This window comes from Streptomyces sp. NPDC002467, assembly GCF_042889825.1.
Taxonomy (GTDB): Bacteria; Actinomycetota; Actinomycetes; order Streptomycetales; family Streptomycetaceae; genus Streptomyces.
In genome coordinates this window covers 678,275-694,239 of record NZ_JBIARJ010000001.1, presented here as the reverse complement: position 1 = coordinate 694,239, position 15,965 = coordinate 678,275, and the positions used below count along the sequence as shown (strand labels likewise).

The window sequence follows — 15,965 nt, the reverse complement described above, 5'->3', positions numbered from 1 at the left end:
GGGCCCTCGTGGCCGTGTTGTCGGTGGCGGGGTGCAGTATGCAGGGGTGGGAGGTGTCGGCGTGGGCGGTGGCGTGGACTGCGATGTGCTGGTGATCGGTGGCGGGATCGTCGGCCTGTCGACGGCGTATGCCGTGTCGCGGCTGGCTCCGGGGACCCGGGTGGTCGTCCTGGAGAAGGAGGACGGCCCGGCCCGTCACCAGACGGGCCGCAACAGCGGGGTGATCCACAGCGGGATCTACTACCGGCCGGGGTCGCTGAAGGCGCGCTTCGCTGTGAGCGGTGCGGCCGAGATGGTCAAGTTCTGCGCGGAGCACGGGATCGCGCACGAGGTGACGGGCAAACTGATCGTCGCCACCGAGCGGGACGAGCTGCCGCGGCTGCACGCCCTGGTCCAGCGCGGGCGGGAGAACGGCATTCCGGTGCGCGAGCTCGGCCCGGCGCAGATCTCCGAGTACGAGCCCGAGGTGCACGGCCTGGCCGCGATCCATGTCGGCAGCACCGGGATCGTGGACTACGGCCGGGTGAGCGCGCAGCTGGCCGAGTCCTCCGGCGCGGAGATCGTCTACGGCGGCGCGGTGGACCTGATCTCGCGCAGACCCTCCGGCGTGGCGGTCCGCACCACGTCCGGGCTGGTCGTGCGCGCACGGGTCCTGGTGAACTGCGCGGGCCTGCAGTGCGACCGGATCGCGCGGCTGGCCGGGGACGACCCGGGGATGCGGATCGTGCCATTCCGGGGCGAGTACTACGACCTGGACCGTCCGGAGCTGGTCCGCGGGCTGGTCTACCCGGTGCCGGATCCGGCGTTCCCCTTCCTCGGGGTGCATCTGACGCGGGGCATCGGCGGCGGTGTCCACGTCGGCCCGAACGCGGTGCCGGCGCTGGCCCGGGAGGGGTACGGCTGGTCCGTGGTCCGGCCGCGGGACGTGGCCACGGAGCTGGCGTGGCCGGGCTCCTGGCGGATGGCCGCGCGGCACTGGCGGTACGGGGCGGGCGAGATACACCGCTCGCTGTCGAAGCAGGCGTTCACGCGGGCGGTGCGCAGGCTGCTGCCGGCCGTCTCGGCGGAGGACCTGCGGCCGGCTTCGTCGGGGGTGCGGGCGCAGGCCGTGCTGCGGGACGGGACCCTGGTGGACGACTTCCTGATCCGGGAGGCGCCGCGGACGGTGCACGTGCTGAACGCGCCCTCGCCGGCGGCCACCGCTTCGCTCCCGATCGGCCGCGAGATCGCTGCGCGCGCCCTTCGCATGCTGAGCACGGCCTGACGGTCCGCCGAGCGCGCCGCCGCTGCCCCGGCCCGGGGCGTGCGGATCGCCGCTGCGCGGAGCCGTCCCCTACCCGCCCTTCCTCCGTTCCCCAGGGCTCCGCCCCGGACCCCGCTCCTCAAACGCCGGAGGGGCTGAATTTGCCTCCGGCGGCGCCTCAAACGCCGGCGGGGCTGAAATTGCCCTGCGGGCAATCCAGCCGCACCGGGCGGACGGCAGGAGCGAAATCCAGCCCCGCCGGCGTTTGAGGCGCGGGGGTCCGGGGGCGGAGCCCCTGGCAGCGGCGCCGCGCCTGGCCGAGCGGCCGGGGCAGCACCCCCGTCGTAGAATCCCGTCATTGTGTCTGAGTCCCTGAACCCCCAGTCCAACAGCCTCCCGGACAACACCGCGCCGGAGGCGAACTCCTACGTGCCCCCCAAGTGGCGGACCGAGCCCCGGTTCCCCGACGGGCCCTCCCCGGACCCGGCCGGCTCGCACCACGAGCGGCGGATCCGGAGCTTCCAGCCCCGGCGCAGCCGGGTCACCACCGGCCAGGGCGAAGCCCTGAAGCGACTGTGGGGCACCTGGGGACTGGACATCGACGGCCACTCGGTCATCGACCTGAAGACGCTCTTCGACGGCCTGCCCGTGGTCCTGGAGATCGGCTTCGGCATGGGCGAGGCCACCGCCCAGATGGCCGCCGCCGACCCGAGCACCGGCATCCTCGCCGCCGACGTGCACACCCCGGGGCAGGGCAACCTCCTCGCCCTCGCCGAGCGGGGCGGGATGACCAACGTCCGCGTGGCCAACGGTGACGCGATCATCCTGCTGCGCGAGATGCTGCCGCCGGACTCCCTGGCCGGGATGCGCGTCTACTTCCCGGACCCCTGGCCCAAGGCCCGCCACCACAAGCGCCGGCTGATCCAGCCCGAGTTCCTCACGCTGGCCGCCACCCGGCTCGCCCCCGGGGCCGTGCTGCACTGTGCGACCGACTGGGAGCCGTACGCCGAGCAGATGCTCGAAGTGCTCAGCGCGCACCCGGACTTCGAGAACACCCAGGCGGACGGCGGTTACGCGCCGCGTCCCGACTTCCGGCCGCTCACCCGGTTCGAGGGCCAGGGTCTCGACAAGGGCCATGTCGTACACGACTTGCTCTTCCGTCGCGCAGAGAACGTCAAGAACGCCACCAAGAACTGACAACGTCACTCGCCGTGTCGGACCCGCTCTGTAGGGTCATCGTGTGTTCCGAGCGCTCTCCGTTGTGCTCGCACGCCCGGCGGGCAAGGTCCGCACGTGCGTGCTCGTCGTTCTGCTCGCCGGCACGGGTGTCGCGATCCTCGAACTCGTACGTGAGCAGACCGGCACCCCCGGCTTCCTCGTCGGCCTGGGTCTGGCCCTGCTGCCCGTCGCGCCGCTCATGGCGGCCTTCCGGTGGCTGGGCCGGGCCGCGCCCGCGCCCTGGCCGCAGTTGCTGTTCTGCTTCGGCTGGGGGGCGTGTACCGCGGCGCTGATCGCGATACTGGCCAACAGTTTCGCCACCGAGTGGATAGCCGGGGCCACGGCCGACCCCGCCCACGCCGACACCCTCGGCTCGGTGGCGATCGCCCCGGTCGTGGAGGAGAGCGCCAAGGCGGCCGCCCTGCTCCTCGTCTTCGTCTTCCGCAGACCCCACTTCACCGGCCCGGCGGACGGCTTCGTCGTCGCCGGGTTCACCGCCACCGGCTTCGCCTTCACCGAGAACATCCTCTATCTCGGCAACGCCTTCGGCGAGGACCTGGTCGAAGGCACGGGCGTACTGGACTCGGTGACCGCGGCCACCTTCTTCGTACGGATCGTGCTGTCGCCGTTCGCGCACCCGCTGTTCACGGTCCTCACCGGGCTCGGTTTCGGCGCGGCCGCGCTGAGCGCCAGCCGTTCGCGCCGGTTCGCCCTGCCGTTGCTCGGGCTCGGCGCCGCCATGTGCGCGCACGCGCTGTGGAACAGCTCCTCGCGGTTCGGGGAGTACGGGTTCTACGTGGTCTACGGCTGCGTGATGGTCCCGGTGTTCGCACTGCTGGTGTGGCTGGCGGTGTGGATAAGGCGGCGCCGGCTGCGCGCCGTCGCCCGCGAGCTCGCGAAGTACGCCGCGGCGGGCTGGCTCGCGCCGGCCGAGGTCCCGGCGCTGGCGTCGATGCCGGCCCGGTCACTGGCCCGCTCCCTGGCCCGGCGCAGCGCGGGCCGGGCGGCCGGGCGGGCGGTCGCCCGGTACGAGCAGGACGCGACGGCGCTGGCCCTGCTGCGGAACCGGGCGCGCCGCCGCGGCCCGGCGGGGGAGCCGGACTTCGCGGAGCGCGAGCGGGAGTTGCTGGACCTGCTGTGGCTGCGCAGGGCGACCGCCGGGCCCGCGCTGGTCCGGGCCGCGGTCTTGGAGGAGCTGCTTCCGCCGTGGTCGGGCCCGCTGCCGGCGCCCGGTGGTGCCACGGCCCCGGCCGCCGGTGTACCCGCCCCCCGACGGGCAGCCCCGACCCCGGACGCCGCCCCGGGTCTCAGACGTTCAGGCCCTTGGAGGTCAGCCACGCCAGCGGGTCCACGGTCGAACCGCCCTTGCGTACTTCCAGGTGCAGATGGGGGCCGGTGACGTTGCCGGTGGCGCCGACGCGGCCGATGGTGTCCCCGGCTCCGACCGAGCCGGAGGTCACCGACATCGAGGAGAGGTGGCAGTACCAGACCTCGGTGCCGTCCTCCAGCTCCAGCACGATCCGGTAGCCGTACGCCCCGGACCAGCCCGCCGAGGTGATCTTCCCGGCCGCCACGGCCTTGACCGGGGTCCCCGTGGGCGCGGCGAAGTCGAGGCCGGTGTGATAGCCGGAGGACCACATGGAGCCGGCCACGCCGTAGTGCGAGGTGAGGGTGTAGGCGGAGGTGGGCAGCGAGTAGTCGCCGGCGGACTTGGCGATGCGCTCCTGCTCGGCCTCGGCCGCGGCGGCCTCCTCGGCGGCCTTGGCCTCGGCCGCCGCCTTGGCCTCGGCGGCCGCCTTCGCGTCGTCGGCTGCCTTCTGCGCGGCGTCCAGCTTGGCCTTGGCCTCCTGCGCGGCGGCGGACTGGGCGGCCTGAGCGGCATCCGCGAGCGCCTTGGCCCCGGCGGCGTCCTGCTGGGACTCGGCCTGCTGGAGGATCCGGCTGAGCAGCACCTCACCGGCGTCCGCGCCCCGGCCGGCCTGCTGCGGGATGACCCCGGCCTTCCCGGCCTGCGCGCCCGTGTGCCGGGCGTCGGCCGCCGAGCCGTGGTCCGCGGAGAAGTCGCCGTCCAGTACCTGGTTCACGGTGGGCAGTTCCGGCATGTCCGGCAGGTCCGGCATGGATATGGCGACCTGGGGCCTGTCCTGCGCGGTGGCTATGCCGCCCGCGCCGACGGCCGCGATGACGCCGACGCCCAGCACGGTGGAGCTGCGCGCGAGTCCCCCGCGCTGCCGGGCGACCCGGTGCCGGCCCCGTACGGAACGGACCGAGTCCTCGGTGGGGTTCCACTCGCCCCAGGCACCCGCGGTGGGCGGTTCCTGGATTTCGGTGCCTTCAGGGGCAGGCAAGTTGGAGGCCACCGGGGCACACTCCTCATTGACGCGCACGCGCACGGCGCCGTCTCTTGCGACGGCTGGGACGACCGCGCTGCGTTATCGAACGGTAATAGACGCAGGGGAGTGATTCCAAGCTGTTGCGATTGATCGTTCCCACCAATCGGCCACTCAACGACCGTCTTTGGCCAAGGCTTTTCGGTGCAGACGGGTGCGAATCGGGTCAATATTCGGAGGTTTACCTCACTTCTTTCGCCACATCCGACATGTGACACCCCGTCAAATTCCTTGCTGAGAGCACCCTTTCATCCACACAGAGTCACGGACCGCCCTCACGGCCGCACCACCCGCACCGTCCTGCGCCGCTTCGGCTGCCCCTGAACCGGCCGACCCACCGCGAGCAGCGCCATGTCGTCCATCGCCCCGCCGCCCGTGTGCCGGCGCACATCGCTGCTGAGCGCGCCGAGGAGTTCCGCCGGCCCCGGGAACACCCGCCCGCGCAGCCGCGCCGCCGGATCGTAGAACTCCCCCGTCACGCTCCGGGCCTCGGTCAGACCGTCGGTGAACAGCAGCAGGGTGCTCCCCGCCGGGAAGGCCCACTCCTGGGCGGTGTCCGGCCAACCGCCCAGCTCCCCCATGCCGAGCGGCAGGGCCGGCTCCGCCGGGGCGAGCACCGCCAGGTCCCCGTCCGCGTGGAGCAGCAACGGCTCGGGGTGACCCCGGTTGAGGAGCCGCAGCAGTGCCGCACCCGGCGGGATCTCGCCGAGCACGCAGGTGGTGAACCCCTCCACGGCGTCCAGGCTGTCGCGCCGGGCGCCCTCCCGGGCCAGCGCCCGCTCCAGCCGCTGGGCCACCGCCTCCAGCGTCGGCTCGGTCTCCGCCGCCTCCCGGAACGCGCCGAGCACCACGGCCACCGCCTCCACGGCGCCCAGCCCCTTGCCCCGTACGTCGCCCACCGCCAGGCGCACTCCGTACGGGGTGTCCTGGACGGCGTACAGGTCCCCGCCGATGAAGGCGTCGGCCCGCGCCGCCTCGTAGCGCGCGGAGACGTGCAGCCCGGCGACGCGCTCGGCGGGCGTCGGCAGCACCGCCCGTTGCGCGGCCTCGGCGATCTCCCGCGCGGAGGCGAGGCGTTCTCCGCTGCGCCGCACCACCCGGTTGATCAGGACCGCCAGCGCGGACACGGTGAGGACCGTGGCCAGCTCGGTGAGCGCCGTCGCCTTCCAGGAGGTGCCGTGCTGGACGTGCAGCACGAACACCGTGAGCGAGGCCAGCAGTCCCGTCAGGAGCGTGCCCAGGAGGCTGAGGAGGGGAGCGGCGACCAGCGGGGCCGCCGAGAAGAACGGGGATCCGGTGAAGCTGGGCGGGGTCGTGAGGTCGAAGGCGAGACCGAGGGCGATCAGCGCGAGCGGCAGGGTCCGCAGGAGCCTCGCCACCGTCCCGCTCCCGGCTCCGCCCGCGCGGTCACCGTCGTCGCCCTGCCGGGCCAGCCCCACCACGCTGTTCTCCCGCCGCCGGTCCCTCGCCCCTCAAGGCTGGCGTCAGGAGCGGCCCCGGGGCGAGCCGGCGGCGGCCGTACGGGTGAAGCGACGTACGACGAAGGCCCGGTTCCCATCAGGGAACCGGGCCTTCGTACTGAGTAGCGGGGACAGGATTTGAACCTGCGACCTCTGGGTTATGAGCCCAGCGAGCTACCGAGCTGCTCCACCCCGCGTCGGTAAACACAACTCTACGCCATCCGGGGAGCGCCCAGAACCAATTAACCGCTCCACTACTCCACGACAGTGCCAAATGCCCGATATGCCGCGTTCCGTGGCCGATCTCGTGCACTGTGGTCACAGCCGTGCCTCATGAGGAGTTCCAACGTGCCTGTACCGAAAGCCGGGCCGAGCAGGTTCCGGCTGCCCGGCTGGATGCGCAAGCACACCCCGCTCCTGTACCGGATCATCGAGCAGCTCGCCGACGTCAAGGTGCTCGACTGCGCGACCCGGCTTGCCGCCCAGGCCTTCCTCGGAGCGCTGCCCGCACTCTTCGTCATCGGCACCGTCGCGCCGGACTGGCTCCAGCAGCAGTTGATCTCGTCCATCCGCACGTCCTTGGGCCTGCAAGACGCCGCGCTGGACCAGGTACGGGCCCTGTACTCCGGCGGCGACGTCGCGACCGCCACCAGCACCGGCCTCGTCGGGGTCTTCGTCGCCGTGTTGTCGGCGACCGCGTGCAGCCGCGCCATGCAGCGGACCTGCGAGCGCTGCTGGCACCTCCCGAAGGCCAAGGCCACGCTCGCGGCCTGGCGGTGGGTGGCCTGGGTCAGCGTCTGGCTGGTCGCGCTGCTCTTCCAGGGGCCGATCCAGGACGCCTTCGGCACCGGCCCGCTCGGCGGCTTCTTCCTGGCCCTGGTGACCAGCGTCCTGCTGTGGTGGTGGACGCAGCACCTGTTGCTCGCCGCCCGCGTCCCGTGGCTGCCTCTGCTGCCCGGCGCGGTGCTGGCCGGGGTCGGGCAGCAGATCATGACTGCGGTCTCGAAGATCTACTTGCCCCACGCCGTGGCCCACAGCATGAAGCAGTACGGCAGCCTCGGCTCGGTGTTCGTCCTGCTGTCCTGGCTGATCATGCTGTTCGGCGTCGTGACGGTCGCCATCGCCCTGGGGTACGTCGTGGCGCACGAGCCCTTCCTCGCCCGCCGGCTCCGCACGCCCCTCCCCCCGCCGCGCCCGTGACCGTGGCCCACTACGGCCCCTCGGGACCGCCGGCCCGGGCATCGCTGCGGCCGCCGGCCGCCAGCAGCGCCAACACGGCCAGCAGGACGAGCAGGATGAGCACCAGCAGCAGGACCGTGAGCACCGTCGGGTGGTTCCACAGCGCGAACACGAGCGCGAGCACCACCAGTACGCCCACCGTGAGCGCGCGCCGCCGGGACTCCACCCACCGACCGACCTTCCCCGTGTGCACCCCGTGGGCGGCGCCCCAGCCGGCGGCCGAGTCGGCGGCGTGTTCGGCCCTGCCCCGCACACCACGCGGCAGCCGGCCCGCACCGGACAGGTAGGCGCCGAGGGCCACGACGACCCCCAGGACCATCGCGGTGCGCAGGCTGACCCGCAGGAACCGCACCAGGGTGTCGAAGACGGCCGCGGCCGCGGACGGGGACTGGACCTCGGCCGGGAGGTGGTCGAGGTAGTAACGGCGGGCGATGACCAGGGCGATGGCCACGATGAGGCAGGCGGCGGCAGCACACAGGGCCGTGGTCACCAGCGCCCGGCGACGGCGCCGCGCGAGCAGTACGCCGATCGCCCCGAGGACCACCGTGATGACGGGCAGCCAGTTGCCGAGCACGTCAAGGAGGTGGACCGCGTTGCGGATCTTCGCCAGCTTGTCCGACTGGAACAGCACCATCTGCTTGTTGACCTCGGGGATCTTCTCGGCCGGCTTGATGCCGGCCTTCACGAGGTCCTCCTTGACCTGGTCCACGGCCTCGCCGACGTTGAGCGTGACGGTGCCGCCCTCGACCTCGACCGCGCCGCGGCCCTGGCCGGTGAGCGCGTGGACGACCGCGTTGTGGGCGGCCCTGTTGGCCGTCGTCCAGATCTTCTCGAAGCGGTCGCTCTCGACGAAGCGGGTCGCGATCTTGTTGACGGCCGAGTCGGCCGCCGAGTCCAGCTGCGGGCCGAGCGCCTTGACCGCGTTGCCGACGCGCGGCGGCAGCCCCTGCGACTCCAGCCACTTCGCCAGGTCGTCGGTGACCTGCGAGCCGTCGATCCGTACGTCGGCCGCCTCGGTGATGCGGTGCGCGGCGGCCTGCTCGATCGCCGGATTCGAGGCGAGCGGGGCGACCGTGGACACGTACCGATTGGTGTCCAGCACGATGTCGTGCACCCAGACCGTCAGGAGGGACACCGGCACGAGGATGCAGGTGAGCGTGATCAGGACGGCCGAGGCGGCGCTCGCGGCGATCCGCCGGCCACGCGAGGTGCTCGGCGGCTGGGACGGCTGATTCATGGCGCTCCCGGGGACGACTGAGGCGAACAACCACCTCCGCCCATTGGACGGGTGCCCCGGCCGGATCCGCACCTCCAGCGGGCGAAAGGGATGACGCACCGTCGGCCCGCGCACGGGAGCCGGACCCGGCCCGGGAACGACGGAGCGCCCCGCCCGGCCGAAACCGGAGGGGGCGCTCAGCACCAGGTCGGAGGCGTGGCCTCGGCCCGGGAGCGGTAGGCCATGTCGGACTCGAACCGACAACCAACGGATTAAAAGTCCGCTGCTCTGCCAATTGAGCTAATGGCCCTCCACGTGCTCACCCCAGAGCATAGCCGCAGAGCGCCCGTCAGCCGATCGGGTATCCGATGCCCGGCCTGTCGCCATGCGACAGGGCCCCCACGACCGGAGTCGTGGGGGCCCTGTCGGACGGTCAGATCAGGACCGGTCGTCAGCCGTTGCGCTTCCAGCGCGGCTTGTCGTCGCGGCGGCCACCGAAGGAGCCGGTGGAGCCGGACGGACGGTGGTCGTCGCGGCGGCCGTACGGGCGGTCGCCGGCGCCGCCGGAGCGGAAGCCACCGGACGGACGGTCGTCACGACGGTCGCGGTTGAACGGACGGTCGCCGCCACCGGAGCGGAAGCCGCCCGAGGACTGGCGGTCGTCACGGTTGTAGCCGCCGGAGGAGGGGCGGTCGTCGCGGCGGAAGCCGCCACGGTCGCCACCGCGGTCGTCACGGTTGAAGCCACCCGACGGGCGGTCGTCGCGACGGAAGCCACCGGAGGACGGACGGTCGTCACGGCGGAAACCACCGGAGGACGGACGGTCGTCACGACGGAAACCACCGGAGGACGGACGGTCGTCGCGACGGAAGCCGCCACGGTCGCCACCGCGGTCGTCACGGTTGAAGCCACCCGACGGGCGGTCGTCACGGCGGAAACCACCGGAGGACGGACGGTCGTCACGGCGGAAGCCGCCACGGTCGCCACCCCGGTCGCCGCGGTCACCACGGTCGTCACGGCGGAAACCGCCACGGTCGCCACCGCGGTCGCCACGGTCGTCGCGACGGAAGCCGCCACGGTCGCCACCGCGGTTGTCGCGGCGCTCGAAGTTGCCGCGGTCGTCGCGCTGGGAGCGGTTCTCCTCGCGGCGCTCCTGCGCGGCCAGTTCGGCGGCAGCGGCAGCGGCGGCAGCCGCGACCTCGGCCTCTGCGACGGCCGCGACCTCGGCGACGGCGGCCTCCGGGTCCTCGCCGCGCTCACGGGCGGAGCGGGCGACCAGACGGTCGGCCTCCTCGCGGAGTTCGGCGGCACGGCGCGTCAGGCGCTCCAGCTGCTTGGTGAGCTCGGCGACCTCGCGCTCGGCCTGCTTGGCCGCGTTGTTCGCGGAGTCGGCCTGGACCTCGGTCAGCGACCGGGCACCGGTGATCTCGGCGACCTCGGGCTCGAAGGCGCCGGCGCCCTGGACGATGTGGCGCGAGGCGTCGACGCCCGCGTCCTCCATCAGGCGGAAGATCTGACGACGCTGGTGCGGCAGGGCCAGGGAGACCACGACACCCGACTTGCCGGCGCGGGCGGTGCGGCCCGAGCGGTGCAGGTAGTCCTTGTGGTCGCCGGCCGGGTCCACGTTCAGGACCAGGTCGATGCCGTCGACGTGGATGCCGCGGGCGGCGACGTCGGTGGCGACGAGCGCGTTGACGTAGCCGTCCTTGAAGTCGGCGAGGACGCGGGTACGGGCGCCCTGCGTCATGCCGCCGTGCAGCGCGTCGGCCTTCACGCCGGCCTCGACGAGCTGCTCGGCGATGCGGTCGGCGCCCAGCTGGGTGCGGACGAAGATGATGGTGCGGCCCTTGCGGGCGGCGATGGCGGCCGTGACCGGCGCCTTGTCCTTCGGCTTCACGACGAGCACGTGGTGCGTCATGGTCGTGACGTTGCCCTGCGCGCTGTCGACCTCGTGCGTGACGGGGTTGGACAGGTAGCGCTTGACCAGGGTGCCGATCTCGTTCTCCATGGTGGCGGAGAAGAGCATGCGCTGGCCGCCGGCCGGGACCTGGTCGAGCAGCTCGGTGACCTCGGGCAGGAAGCCCAGGTCGGCCATCTGGTCGGCCTCGTCGAGGACCGCGACCTCGACGTTCTCCAGGGAGCAGGCGCCGCGGTTGATGATGTCGCGCAGACGGCCCGGGGTGGCGACGAGGACGTCGACGCCGCGCTCCAGGGCATAGATCTGGTTGCTCATCGAGGTACCGCCGCAGACGACCTTCATCTTCAGGCCGAGCACGTCGCCGTAGGGCTGGAGGGCGTCCGCGACCTGCATCGCGAGCTCACGCGTCGGCGTCAGGATGATCGCGCGGGGCTTCTTCTTCTCGGTGAAGCCGCCGGCCAGACGGGCCAGGGTCGGCAGACCGAAGGAGAGGGTCTTGCCGGAGCCGGTGCGGCCGCGGCCGAGGATGTCCTTGCCGGCCAGGGCGTCCGGGATGGTCGCGGCCTGGATCGGGAAGGGGGTGGTGACACCGTTCTGCGCGAGCTTGCGCACGACGCCCTCCGGCAGACCGAGGTCGGCGAAGGTGATCGTGGGCTCGGCGTCGGCGTCGTCGGCCTCGTCGTCGAAGGAGTCGACGTCGTCGATCGAGTCGACGGAGTCGATGGGCTGGTCGGTCGTCACGTCGGCCTCGAGCGCCTCGATGATCTCGTCGGTGACGATCTCGTTCGACTCGTTCTCGGGCATGACGGCGCGGTCAGAACTGGAAATGGACATGCGAAATGCGAAACCTTCCGGAGTCTCGGCACGCGCCCAAACTCCGTGAATCGCAAATCGACCGCCTCAATGCGGTCAGCCACGGCTAGGGAGAGTACGCGCCACACGGCGCTCTTCGGATTCGGCGCCGGGCAATGGGATCAAACGATCTATAACCATACGCACCCTCCCCGGGGTCTGGCAAGTCACTCCGGGAGAAACCCGCCTGACCTGCGACGATGCCGTACACAGGGGGAGGGTGCGGCTGCGGCGTCCCGGGCCCTAGGCCTGCGGGCCCGGGCCGGGCTGGGTGCTGGGCTCCGGCTGCGGGGTCGACGGGTTCGGAGTGGGTTCCGTCACAGGCGGAGTGGTGGCCGGCGGCGGGGTCGGGCTCGCCGAATGCTGGCCGCCGCCCGGACCGCCCGAGCCCCCAGCCCCACCGGAGCCGCCCGCGCCTCCCGATCCGCCCGCTCCACCGGAACCACCGGATCCGCCCGTCGGCGGCTGCTGGGCGCCCTGGCCGCCGGCGCCGCCGCCCGGACCGGCCGACGGCGCCGGCACGCCCGGCTGCCCGCTCGGCGCGCCCGGGCTGGGCGAGGCCCCGGTGGCACCCGAGGCCTTGCCGTCGCCTTCGGTCCTGCCGCCCTGGCTCCCCGTGGCGTCCTTCCCTCCGCGCACGCCACCGTGCGCCCCTGCGCCCTTCCCGGAAGCGGAACCTCCGCCGACCGCCGCGCCCCGACGGTCCGAATTGGACGATGGCCCGGGCTTCGCCTCGTCCTGGCCGACGCTCATGCAGCCCGCCGCGGCCGCGACCGCGAGCGCGGTGACGGCCAGTCGGAGGGGAGCGGACAACTGGCGCACAGGGCACCTCCGGAGCCTGGGGGACGGTTCGGCCGACGGCGTCCGCCGACGGGTCGATGTGCCCAACTCCCTTTGCCCCGCAAGGGACACGCCCTCAGGCGAACAGCTGCCGGGCCAACTCCGACCCCAGGTGCACGGCCCCCAGCCCGACCAGCACCGAAGCCAACACGTTCGCGGCGGCCAGGAACTTCCAACCGCGTTCGACGAGCCGCAGGGTCTCGTACGAGAACGTCGAGTACGTGCTCAGTGCCCCGCACAGCCCCGGCCCCACCAGGAGCACCAGCCACGAGGAGGCCGCCCCGACCAGCGCCGCCCCGGTCAGCACCCCCAGCACCAGGCACGCCGCCGCGTTCACCACGAAGGTCCCCCACGGGAACACCGAGTCGTGGCGGGACTGCACCGCCCGGTCCGTCAGATAGCGCAGCGGCGCGCCCACGACGGCGCCCGCCACCACGAGCAGCCAGTTCACCGGGCCGCCACCCGGCCCGCCCGCCACCGGACCACCAGCCGCGTCACCGAGGCCGCCGCCCACACCGCGCCCATGGCGGCGACCACCGTGAGCCCGGCGTACCCGAGCGCCCGGTCGGCCTGGCCCGCGTCCAGGAGCCGCGAGAAGTCCACCGCGTACGTGGAGAAGGTGGTGAAACCGCCGAGCACGCCGACGCCGGCGAAGGGCCGCACCAGCGGGTGCGCCGACCGCCCGCCCTCACTGATCAGCACCATCAGCACACCGATGAGCGCGCACCCGAGCGCGTTGACCCACAGGGTCGCCCACGGGAAGTCCCCGCCCGCGGCCGGCCACGCCAGCGAGACCGCGTAGCGCGCCGAGGCCCCCACTGCCCCGCCCGCCGCCACCGCCGCGAGCACCCTGCCCCGCGGTTCGGCGCGCTGCGCCGGCACGTGGAGGTCGACGTCCGGATCGATCGCCTCTGCATCGGGGACCGGCCTGGTCACCCGTACCCCAGGGCGTGCAGCCGGTCGTCGTCGATGCCGAAGTGGTGGGCGATCTCGTGCACCACGGTGACCTCCGTCTCCGCGACCACGCTCTCCCGGTCCTCGCACATCCGCAACGTGGGGTTCCGGTAGATGGTGATCCGGTCCGGCAACACCCCGGCGTACCACTCGCCGCGGTCCGTCAGCGGCGTTCCCTCGTACAGCCCGAGCAGCTCGGGGTCGTGGGCGGGCGGCTCGTCCTCCACGAACACCGCCACGTTGTCCATCAGCCGCGTCAGCTCAGGCGGAATCCGGTCCAGCGCCTCTGCGACGAGCTCTTCGAACTCCTCGCGCGTCATCTCCAGCACCGGGCCATTGTCCCCCCGGGGGAAACCGTTTTGGCGATAGCTCCCCGGATCCCATATGCTTCTCACGTCCCCGACGCGCTGGAAAGTGCCCGGTGGGTCTTTAGCCCTCATCGTCTAGTGGCCCAGGACGCCGCCCTTTCAAGGCGGTAGCACGGGTTCGAATCCCGTTGGGGGTACGCATTACCGTGTGCGAGACTTGTCTCGCACATTGCAAGGTCCTGTGGAGCAGTTGGTTAGCTCGCCACCCTGTCAAGGTGGAGGTCGCGGGTTCAAGTCCCGTCAGGATCGCCGAGACCGGAAACGGTCTCTTGGTCGGGTAGCTCAGTTGGTACGAGCGATCGCCTGAAAAGCGATAGGTCGCCGGTTCGACCCCGGCCCCGACCACGTGAAGAAGCCCCGTCCTCGGACGGGGCTTCTTGCGTTACTCCTCGGCCCCGGCCCGCATCCACCGCACCAGCGGGTAGACCGCCGCCCCGGCCACGACCAGCCCGAGCACCGCCCAGTCCGGGACCGCGGCCGTCACCGACCGGACCCACTCCTCCACCGCGTACGAGTCGTCCACGTCCAGCAGCCCCGGCAGCGCGCTCGCCCCGTCGTACACGAGGAACAGGGCGCCCAGGGTGATGAAGAACAGCCCGGACAGCAGCGACGTGGTGTGCAGCTCGAAGCGGCCCACCGTCAGGGCCCGGCCGCGCAGCCAGCGCCGCCGGCCGAGCTCGAACCGCTCCCAGAGCACGGCGAGCACGAACAGCGGTACGGCCATCCCCAGCGCGTAGACGGCCAGCAGCAGTCCGCCGTAGACGGGGCTGCCGCTGACCGCCGCCACCGTCAGGACACTGCCGAGGATCGGGCCCGCGCAGAACCCGGCCAGCCCGTAGACCGCCCCCAGCGCGAACACCGACAGGGCGGTGGTCGGCCGGATCCGTCCGGACAGCTCCGAGATCCGCTTCGGGGCGAAGCCGAGGCCGAGGATCTGCGCGAGCCCGAGCGCGATGATCAGCCAGCCTCCGACGAGGACGAGGGCCTCGCGGTTGCCGTGGAAGAACCGCCCGGCGTACGAACCGGCCGCGCCCAGCGGTACGAGCGTGCCGGCGAGCCCCGCGTAGAAGATGCCGGTCCGGGCCAGCAGTCGCGAGGTCGAGTCGATCGAGTACGCGAAGAACGCGGGCAGCAGCAGGGCGCTGCACGGGCTGAGCAGGGCGAGGAGGCCGCCGAGCAGGGCGGCCAGGTATCCGATGGTCACCGTCGCGCCGCCGTCTTGGCCTCGGCGATGGCGGTCTCGAACGTCCGGAGCGGCTGGGCCCCGGCGATCGGCTTGCCGCCCACCAGGAAGGACGGGGTGGAGCCGACGCCGATCCGGTAGCCCTCCTCCTGGTCCTTCTTCAGGGCCGCGGCGGCCTCGTCGCCGGCCATGTCCGCCTTGAAGCGCTCCGGGTCGGGGACCCCGGCCTCGCGGGCCAGCTCCAGCAGCCGGTCCTCGCCGAAGCCCTTCTCCTTCGAGCCCTCGGCGTACGCGGCGGCGTGGAACTGCTGGAACCTGCCCTGCCGGCCCGCCGCCCAGGCGGCCTTGGCGGCGGCCTCGGATTCGGCTCCGAAGATCGGGAAGTTGCGCCACTCGATGCGGAGGGTGCCGTCGGCCACGTACTTCTTCACCAGCTCGGGCTCGGTGTCGCGGGCGAACTTGGCGCAGTAGCCGCACTTGAAGTCGGAGTACTCGATGAGCACGACGGGCGCGTCGGTGCGGCCCACGGCGAGCGCGTCGCCGTCCTCGCGGCGGGCGAGCGCCTTCAGCTGCGCGGCGGCGGGGTCCTCGCGGGGCGGCGCGGCGGCCACTGCTCCACCGGACCCCTTCCCCTTCTCCGCCGGGGCGGTGGCCTGCCAGGACACGATCCCGAGGGTGACTGCGGCGAGGGCGACCCCGGCGGAGATCAGGAGGGGCCGGGGGGACTTGCGGGAAGACATACGGGTGGGTGCTCCAGAACTACGGATCGGATGTATGACGTGCGGCGTCGAGTGCCGGTGCTCGGCGGGGCGGCCCGTGACACCCCCGCGCCGTCGGGGTCGGGTGCGCGGCGGGGCACCCCCGCAGGGCGTCGAACGAAACCCGCTCGCCTCACCGGTGCCGCATCGGGTTCGACGCCCGAGGAGGTGCCCCGGCACGCGCCCGACCCCGCCGGCCCCCGGCCCGCCCCGGCCAAGGCGGTGCCGCTGCGCGGAGCGGTCCCCTACCCGCCCTTCCACCGTTCCCCGGGCTCCGCCCGGACCCGTCCTGGGGCTCCGCCCCAGACCCCGCGCCTCAAACGCCG

The 15,965-nt window shown here is 72.7% G+C and carries 13 protein-coding genes and 5 tRNA genes; 7 read left to right on the top strand and 11 right to left on the bottom strand.

The features are described 5' to 3' along the window. Window positions 1-31: 31 nt before the first annotated feature. The 3 genes from lhgO (at window position 32) to ACFYYJ_RS03320 (ending at window position 3,860) form a co-directional block, all read left to right on the top strand. Window positions 32-1,264, top strand: a complete 1,233-nt coding sequence (gene lhgO, locus ACFYYJ_RS03330) for an L-2-hydroxyglutarate oxidase (RefSeq protein WP_385132680.1) — start codon at window positions 32-34, stop codon at window positions 1,262-1,264. 408 nt (window positions 1,265-1,672) lie between these two features. Beyond that, a complete protein-coding gene (trmB, locus tag ACFYYJ_RS03325; protein WP_385132689.1) occupies window positions 1,673-2,440 on the top strand; it encodes a tRNA (guanosine(46)-N7)-methyltransferase TrmB in 768 nt (255 codons plus the stop codon). Window positions 2,441-2,483: 43 nt separating this feature from the next. Beyond that, a complete protein-coding gene (locus ACFYYJ_RS03320) occupies window positions 2,484-3,860 on the top strand; it encodes a PrsW family intramembrane metalloprotease (protein WP_389128020.1) in 1,377 nt (458 codons plus the stop codon). Here ACFYYJ_RS03320 and ACFYYJ_RS03315 read toward each other — a convergent pair. The 3 genes from ACFYYJ_RS03315 to ACFYYJ_RS03305 form a co-directional block, all read right to left on the bottom strand. Continuing rightward, complete coding sequence (locus tag ACFYYJ_RS03315) at window positions 3,769-4,821, bottom strand: M23 family metallopeptidase (RefSeq protein ID WP_389128018.1); 1,053 nt, start codon at window positions 4,819-4,821, stop codon at window positions 3,769-3,771. The genes ACFYYJ_RS03320 and ACFYYJ_RS03315 overlap by 92 nt on opposite strands. Window positions 4,822-5,126: 305 nt before the next feature. After that, window positions 5,127-6,284 carry a PP2C family protein-serine/threonine phosphatase gene (locus ACFYYJ_RS03310; RefSeq protein ID WP_389128064.1) on the bottom strand — a complete coding sequence of 386 codons (1,158 nt, stop codon included), beginning with the start codon at window positions 6,282-6,284 and terminating at the stop codon, window positions 5,127-5,129. A gap of 150 nt (window positions 6,285-6,434) precedes the next feature. Then, window positions 6,435-6,508 (bottom strand) — tRNA-Met (locus ACFYYJ_RS03305). Window positions 6,509-6,659: 151 nt separating this feature from the next. Here ACFYYJ_RS03305 and ACFYYJ_RS03300 point away from each other — a divergent pair. Further along, the gene (locus ACFYYJ_RS03300; RefSeq protein ID WP_389128017.1) at window positions 6,660-7,511 is read left to right on the top strand and encodes a YhjD/YihY/BrkB family envelope integrity protein; all 852 of its coding nucleotides are present in this window, start codon (window positions 6,660-6,662) and stop codon (window positions 7,509-7,511) included. A gap of 10 nt (window positions 7,512-7,521) precedes the next feature. Here the strand turns inward: ACFYYJ_RS03300 and ACFYYJ_RS03295 are convergent, their stop codons facing one another. From ACFYYJ_RS03295 to ACFYYJ_RS03270, 6 genes are all read right to left on the bottom strand, one after another. Further along, on the bottom strand, window positions 7,522-8,787 hold the full coding sequence (locus tag ACFYYJ_RS03295; protein ID WP_385365554.1) for a hypothetical protein: 1,266 nt from the start codon (window positions 8,785-8,787) through the stop codon (window positions 7,522-7,524). A 216-nt stretch (window positions 8,788-9,003) separates the two neighbouring features. After that, a tRNA-Lys gene (locus tag ACFYYJ_RS03290) sits at window positions 9,004-9,076 on the bottom strand. A 141-nt stretch (window positions 9,077-9,217) separates the two neighbouring features. Then, a complete protein-coding gene (locus ACFYYJ_RS03285; protein ID WP_389128014.1) occupies window positions 9,218-11,518 on the bottom strand; it encodes a DEAD/DEAH box helicase in 2,301 nt (766 codons plus the stop codon). 934 nt (window positions 11,519-12,452) lie between these two features. Continuing rightward, on the bottom strand, window positions 12,453-12,827 hold the full coding sequence (locus ACFYYJ_RS03280) for a fluoride efflux transporter FluC (protein WP_389128012.1): 375 nt from the start codon (window positions 12,825-12,827) through the stop codon (window positions 12,453-12,455). Then, window positions 12,824-13,312, bottom strand: a complete 489-nt coding sequence (locus ACFYYJ_RS03275; protein ID WP_385132660.1) for a CrcB family protein — start codon at window positions 13,310-13,312, stop codon at window positions 12,824-12,826. The genes ACFYYJ_RS03280 and ACFYYJ_RS03275 overlap by 4 nt, the downstream gene beginning before the upstream one ends. Then, window positions 13,309-13,659 carry a metallopeptidase family protein gene (locus ACFYYJ_RS03270; RefSeq protein ID WP_376657960.1) on the bottom strand — a complete coding sequence of 117 codons (351 nt, stop codon included), beginning with the start codon at window positions 13,657-13,659 and terminating at the stop codon, window positions 13,309-13,311. The genes ACFYYJ_RS03275 and ACFYYJ_RS03270 overlap by 4 nt, the downstream gene beginning before the upstream one ends. 103 nt (window positions 13,660-13,762) lie before the next feature. On the opposite strand from ACFYYJ_RS03270, the gene ACFYYJ_RS03265 reads away from it, so the two are divergent. The 3 genes from ACFYYJ_RS03265 (at window position 13,763) to ACFYYJ_RS03255 (ending at window position 14,043) form a co-directional block, all read left to right on the top strand. Continuing rightward, window positions 13,763-13,835 (top strand) — tRNA-Glu (locus ACFYYJ_RS03265). Window positions 13,836-13,873: 38 nt separating this feature from the next. Further along, window positions 13,874-13,947: transfer RNA gene (locus ACFYYJ_RS03260), tRNA-Asp, on the top strand. Window positions 13,948-13,969: 22 nt separating this feature from the next. Further along, window positions 13,970-14,043 (top strand) — tRNA-Phe (locus ACFYYJ_RS03255). A 37-nt stretch (window positions 14,044-14,080) separates the two neighbouring features. Here ACFYYJ_RS03255 and ACFYYJ_RS03250 read toward each other — a convergent pair. Next, a complete protein-coding gene (locus ACFYYJ_RS03250) occupies window positions 14,081-14,902 on the bottom strand; it encodes a cytochrome c biogenesis CcdA family protein (RefSeq protein ID WP_389128010.1) in 822 nt (273 codons plus the stop codon). Beyond that, the gene (locus ACFYYJ_RS03245) at window positions 14,899-15,621 is read right to left on the bottom strand and encodes a DsbA family protein (protein WP_389128008.1); all 723 of its coding nucleotides are present in this window, start codon (window positions 15,619-15,621) and stop codon (window positions 14,899-14,901) included. The genes ACFYYJ_RS03250 and ACFYYJ_RS03245 overlap by 4 nt, the downstream gene beginning before the upstream one ends. Window positions 15,622-15,965: the final 344 nt, after the last annotated feature.

Excerpts from the sequence above, each read along its gene's own strand:
- ACFYYJ_RS03285 (WP_389128014.1), bottom strand. The coding sequence starts at position 11,518 with ATGTCCATTTCCAGTTCTGACCGCGCCGTCATGCCCGAGAACGAGTCG.
- ACFYYJ_RS03295 (WP_385365554.1), bottom strand. The coding sequence starts at position 8,787 with ATGAATCAGCCGTCCCAGCCGCCGAGCACCTCGCGTGGCCGGCGGATC.
- ACFYYJ_RS03245 (WP_389128008.1), bottom strand. The coding sequence starts at position 15,621 with ATGTCTTCCCGCAAGTCCCCCCGGCCCCTCCTGATCTCCGCCGGGGTC.